The following is a 5394-nucleotide window of genomic DNA, read 5'->3' as shown; positions in this document are numbered from 1 at the left end:
GCGACGAGCGCGCCGACGTCGGCGCCGAGGTCGGCCGCCAGCGGGACTTGGACCGCTCGGCCCGCCATCAGCTGGGTGAAGACGGGGTACACCTCGAACGAACGCCAGGGGAAGACGACCTCGTCGCCCGGGTCGACGAAGCCGAAGAAGAGCTGCTGGAGGATGCCCGACGAGCCGCTGCCGACGGTGACCTGGGCGACGTCGACGCCGAGCTTGGCGGCGAGCGCCTCCCGCACCGGCGTCGCACGGTGGTCGGCGTACCGGTTGACGCCGCGCGCCGCGGCAGCGATGGCGTCGAGGATCGGGTCGAGCGGCGCCGCCGGGTTCTCGTTCGAGGCCAACTTGATGGCGTCGGTGATGCCGTGCTCGTCCTCGGCCTGCTTGGCGCCCTTGCCGGGCCGGTAGGAGGGCAGGTCCGCGACCACGCGTCGCGGCCGGCCGATCGTGCTGTCGTTCACGCGGTCGACGGTAGCCAACCGCCCACCCGCAGGTGACGGCCGATCGTCACAACCCTTCGAACAGCACGCCGTCGGCCTCGAGGCCGTCGAGCTCGGCGTCGGAGTAGCCGAGCTCCGCCAGGACCTCGCGGCCGTGCTCGCCATGGAGCGGTGCCGGGCGATCGATCACGGCATCCCCGCCGACGATCGGGGGCGTCACCCGGTAGCGACCGGCGTGGGGATGCTCGTCCATCGGGAGCTCGTCGACGAGGTGGTCGATCGACCCGACCGCGGTCGCCGGGATGCCCGCCTCGGTCAGCAGGGGCAGCCACTCGGCCGTGGTTCGCTGGCGCAGGATCGCCGCCACCTCGCGGTACAGCGAGTCGCCGTGCCGGATGCGGGAGTGGCGCGACTCGATCCGTGGGTCGCCCAGCAGGTCGTCGCGGCCGCCCCACCGGAAGATCGCTTCGTAGTGGTGCCGGTCGTACGGCAGCACGCCGATCAAACCGTCGGCGGTTCGTTGCGGGCGGCGTTCCGCGGTGAGGATCCGCGGGTAGCCGGGTCGGTCGAGCCGGGGCTCGGGAATCCCGCCGGCGCCGTGCTCGACGAGCAGGTACGAGCGCATCACCTCGTTCATCGCGAGCACGATCTCCTGGCCCTCGCCGGTGCGTTCCCGCTCGAACAGCGCGCCGGTGACCGCCTGGGCCATCACCAGGCCGACCGTCTTGTCGGCGATGAGCGTCGGGACGAGCACCGGCGGCAGCTCGACGCGCTCGAACAGATCGGGGATGCCCGACGCCGACTGGATCACGTCGTCGTAGGCCGGGGCGTCGGCGAGGTCGGAGTCGACGGGGTACCCCGCGGCGGCGCAGTAGATCAGGTCGCTCCGGTGGCGGCGCAGATCCTGGTAGGTGATCGAGGCTCGAGCCCGCGACGCCGGCCGCAGGTTGGTCAGGAACACGTCGGCCGTGGCGATCAACCGGCCGAGCGCGGCGCGGCCGGCCGGCAGCTTCACGTCGAGGCCCACGCTGCGCTTGTTGCGCATCAGGTTCATCGACACGCCCGACAGCTCCTCGTGGGCGCCCGGACCCATCGCCCGGTTGGTGTCGCCCCGGCGATCCTCGACCACGATCACGTCGGCTCCCTGGTCGGCCAGGATCTGCGACGCGAAGGGGCCCATCACGACCGAGGTCATGTCGATGACCCGGATGCCGTCGAGGGGTCGGTGCACCGTGGCGACGATACGGCACCGGGTGGCCGGCGGCCGACCCTCGGGAGGAGGGACGCGCGGAGCGGCTTCCGGCGGGGTACCGATCGGGGCCGCCGAGTACCGTTGGTGTCGCGACCGAGGGGGATTCACTCGTGAAGACAGCGATCACCGAGATGTTCGGCATCGACGTGCCGATCCTGGCGTTCACCCACTGCCGAGACGTCGTCGTCGCAGTGTCGAAGGCGGGCGGGCTCGGCGTGCTCGGCGCGGCCGGCCACAGCGACCGGCAACTCGAGATCGACATCGACTGGATCGAGGACGAGCTCGACGGCCTGCCGTACGGCGTCGACCTCATCGTGCCGGCCAAGTACGCAGGGTCCGATCAGGGCGGCATGCAGCTCGGCGACCTCGTCGCGATGATCCCCGACGAGCATCGGCGCTTCGTCGACGACATCCTCACCCGCTACGACGTGCCCGAGCTCCCGGACGACGACGGCGGCGGCGGCCTCGTCGGCGGCGCCGACGCAGCGGCACCGTTCTCGGCCGATCGGGCCGACCCACAGCTCGAGATCGTGCTCGCCCGGCAGGCGGCCATCGTCGTCAACGCGCTCGGCCCTCCCCCGGCGCACATGATCGAGCGGGTCAAGGAAGAAGGACGCCTGGTCGGCGCCCTCGCCGGCGCGGCGCAGCACGCCGAGCGTCACATCAACGCCGGCGTCGACGTCATCATCGCCCAGGGCTCCGAAGCGGGCGGGCACACGGGCGAGATCGGCACGATGGTGCTGATCCCCGAGATCGTCGACGCATGCGGTGACACCCCCGTGCTCGGCGCAGGCGGCATCGGCCGCGGTCGGCAGATGGCGGCGGCGATGGCGCTGGGCGCGGCAGGCGTGTGGTGCGGATCGGTGTGGCTGACCACCGAGGAGGCCGAGACGCACCCCGTCGTCAAGCAGAAGTTCCTCGAGGCCCGTTCGAGCGACACGATCCGCTCTCGCTCGCGCACGGGCAAGCACGCCCGCCAGCTGAAGACGGCGTGGACCGAGGAGTGGGAGCGCGACGACACCCCCGATCCGCTGGGGATGCCGCTCCAGCCGATCCTCGTCGACGAGGCGATCCGTCGCATCGATCGCGCGGCACACCGCGAGGGCTCGGGTGCCGAGCAGCTCGCCAACTACTACGTCGGGCAGATCGTGGGGACGATGAACGAGTCCAAGTCGGCCACCCGCGTCGTCTACGAGATGATCGAGGAGTTCATCGAATCGGTCGAACGGCTGAACGCTCAGATGCGGGGCTGAGCGGACGCCCGGGACCGACCACTAGACCTCGACCGCACGGACGACCAGGTCGAGCAACTCGTCGACCGCCCGCTCGAGGTCGAGCCCGTGATCGGTCTGCACGTCGGGCTGGTTGAAGAACTGGGCGCTGCCGGCGAGCACCCCGGCGACGACCGCCGGCGTGACCGGGCGGAACTCGCCCGCCGCGATGCCACCGCGCACGAGCTGCTCGACGACGGCCATGACGTAGCCGTAGTGGCGGTCGAACAGGCGCCGCGCGGCCGGTTCGTCCGTGAGGTCCTCGCCGAACACCTGACCGATCCGCTGCAGCTCGATCCCACCCAGGAAGTACGCGCGGATCTGGTCGGCGAAGGGCCGGTCGCCGTCGATCGACTCGAGCGCCGCACGCCCGACGCGGTGCAGGAAGCGATCGAACACGATGAGCACGAGCTCGTCCTTCGACGGTGCCAGCTCGTACAGCGTGCGGCGCGAGCAGCCGACGTGGGCCGCGAGCTCGCGGACGCTGAAGCCCGAGAAGCCCTCGCGCAGGAACAGCGACTCGAGCTGGTCGAGCACCTCGCGATGGCGTGCCCCCAGCTGCTGTTCGGCGCGCTGCGAGAGGAGCGGCCGCGGTCGCCGACTCGCCGCCACTGCCTCGGGTACCGACATGGCGGCAACGGTACCGCAGCCCGGGTTTCCGCGCGCTCGCCCCGAAGGCGACGCTCGACGGATCGAGTCGCCACGGCTCGCCCGGCGCGGCGAACAGAATCACGTGCGGACGCCGGCGCTCCCCCCCACCTGAGGCCGGTTCACGCGCGCCGGTAGATCAGGTCGATCGCACGTCGGCCCGCCGTCATGCCCTTGCGTTCGTAGCGGGTGCGAGGGCGCCAGCCGGGCCGCGGCACCACTCCCCCGTCGAGCGCGGGATGTGAGCCACAGACCCGCTCGACCTGGGCGGCGTAGTCGTCGATGTCGGTCGCGACGTGCAGCGAGCCGCCGGGACGGAGCAGCGCGACGAACGTCTCGATGTTCGACTCGGAAGCGATGCGGCGGTGTCGATGGCGAGCCTTGGGCCAGGGGTCGGGGAAGAAGACCCAGATGCCGTCCAGCGAGGCGGGCGCCAGCCGCTCGACGAAGACCAGCGCGTCGCCGTGCACCAGCCGGACGTTGGTCAGCTCCATCGCCTCGATGCGGGCGAGCGTCGAAGCGATCCCCGGTGTGTGGACGTCGGCACCGATCAGGTCCCAGTCGCGGCGTTCGCCGGCGATCGTCGTCAGCGTGTCGCCGAAGCCGATGCCGATGTCGAGCACCAGCGGCGCCGACCGCCCGAACGTGACCGTCGGGTCGAAGGGCGCCCCCGTCTCGGGAAGGCACCACGCGGGCGCCAGGCGCTCGAGCAACGCCGCGCGCGCATCGCTGAGCGGCCGCCGGCGCGGCTTGAAGGTGCGGATCGGCGGGCGGGCGCTCACGTCGACGACGGTGGCTGCGTGCTCAGGAACTTCTCCATCAGGTGGCGCCCGGCCGTGATCGGTTCGTGTCGCGGGGTCTCGCCGGCCGCGAGGCACGTCGGGAGGCACTCGATGGTGGCGTCCCAGTTGGCGTTGTGGAAGAACGCCATCGAACGGCGACTCGTGTCACCGGTCGCGTCGTCGTGGGGCACCACCACGCGGTGCAGCGTGCTGCGCCACCGGTCGTTGGTCCATCGCTCGAGCGCGTCGCCGACGTTGACGACGTACGCGCCGTCGATGGCCGGCACGTCGTGCCAGCGGCCCGCGACGTCGCGGACCTGCAGGCCGCCGGGCGCGTCGTCCTGGCGCAGCAGCGTCAGCGTCCCGTAGTCCGAATGGGCCCCGGCGCGGAGCTGGCCGGCTTCGACGGCACCGTCGACGGTTCGGATGTCCGGGTAGTGCAGCGCCCGGATGGCGGACGTGTGCCGGTCGATGAACCGGTCGAAGTGATCCGGCGGCAGACCGAGCCCGACCGCCATCAGCGACATCACGCGCTCGACGAGGTCCGCCATCGACCGGTAGTAGGCCTCGAACGTCACTGCCATGCCCGGTAGCGCGGCCGGCCAGCGGTTGGGTGAGTACACGAACGCCGCTGCCGGGTCGTCGAGTCCGGCGGGCATCGCCGTGAACGGCCCGACCGAGAACGTCTCCTTCAGGTCCGGTGGCGTGTCGTCGCCGAGGCTGGCGGCGAGGCGCTCGGCGAGGAACGGGCCATAGCCGTAGGCATCGCCGTCCGGGATGGCAACGGCCAGCCTGTCCGCCGGGGGGAGCTCGAAGAAGGCCCCGGCCGCGTCCCAGACCGCCGCCTCGACGGCCGGGTCGAGGCCGTGGCCGACGATCTGGAAGAAGCCGACCTCGCGGCAGGCGGCATCGATCGCACGCGCGACGGCGTCGTCGTCGCCGGTCAGATCGACGACGGGGACGAACCCCACCTACTCGCTGTACTCGTGCTCGGGTGCCGGGTA

At 71.7% G+C, this 5394-nt stretch carries 6 protein-coding genes; 1 reads left to right on the top strand and 5 read right to left on the bottom strand.

The features are described 5' to 3' along the window. Both QNJ12_RS23160 and QNJ12_RS23155 read right to left on the bottom strand, forming a co-directional pair. Positions 1–458, bottom strand: a 458-nt coding sequence (locus tag QNJ12_RS23160; protein ID WP_300626397.1) for an aminotransferase class I/II-fold pyridoxal phosphate-dependent enzyme, incomplete at its 3' end; no start/stop codon positions are given. 46 nt (positions 459–504) lie between these two features. Further along, entirely contained in the window at positions 505–1668 is a 1164-nt protein-coding gene (locus tag QNJ12_RS23155) for a CaiB/BaiF CoA-transferase family protein (protein WP_300626395.1), read from the bottom strand. A 131-nt stretch (positions 1669–1799) separates the two neighbouring features. On the opposite strand from QNJ12_RS23155, the gene QNJ12_RS23150 reads away from it, so the two are divergent. Next, positions 1800–2942 (top strand): nitronate monooxygenase, encoded by a 1143-nt coding sequence (locus tag QNJ12_RS23150; protein WP_300626394.1) that lies wholly within the window; start codon positions 1800–1802, stop codon positions 2940–2942. Positions 2943–2963: 21 nt separating this feature from the next. Here the strand turns inward: QNJ12_RS23150 and QNJ12_RS23145 are convergent, their stop codons facing one another. The 3 genes from QNJ12_RS23145 to QNJ12_RS23135 all read right to left on the bottom strand — a co-directional run bounded on the left by QNJ12_RS23145 (position 2964) and on the right by QNJ12_RS23135 (position 5361). Then, positions 2964–3590 (bottom strand): TetR/AcrR family transcriptional regulator, encoded by a 627-nt coding sequence (locus QNJ12_RS23145; protein WP_300626393.1) that lies wholly within the window; start codon positions 3588–3590, stop codon positions 2964–2966. A gap of 140 nt (positions 3591–3730) precedes the next feature. Then, on the bottom strand, positions 3731–4390 hold the full coding sequence (trmB, locus tag QNJ12_RS23140) for a tRNA (guanosine(46)-N7)-methyltransferase TrmB (protein WP_300626392.1): 660 nt from the start codon (positions 4388–4390) through the stop codon (positions 3731–3733). Next, positions 4387–5361, bottom strand: a complete 975-nt coding sequence (locus QNJ12_RS23135; RefSeq protein WP_300626390.1) for a 2-oxoglutarate and iron-dependent oxygenase domain-containing protein — start codon at positions 5359–5361, stop codon at positions 4387–4389. Before QNJ12_RS23135 ends, trmB begins: the two co-directional genes overlap by 4 nt. Between the last annotated feature and the right edge of the window lie 33 nt (positions 5362–5394).

Source organism: Ilumatobacter sp. (assembly GCF_030065885.1).
Lineage (GTDB): Bacteria > Actinomycetota > Acidimicrobiia > Acidimicrobiales > Ilumatobacteraceae > Ilumatobacter.
Note: the sequence above shows the minus strand (reverse complement) of the source record. Positions and strands in the feature narration are given on the sequence as shown.

Bases quoted from the DNA above. Each gene is read 5' to 3' on its own strand.
- QNJ12_RS23145 (WP_300626393.1), bottom strand. From the start codon at position 3,590: ATGTCGGTACCCGAGGCAGTGGCGGCGAGTCGGCGACCGCGGCCGCTC.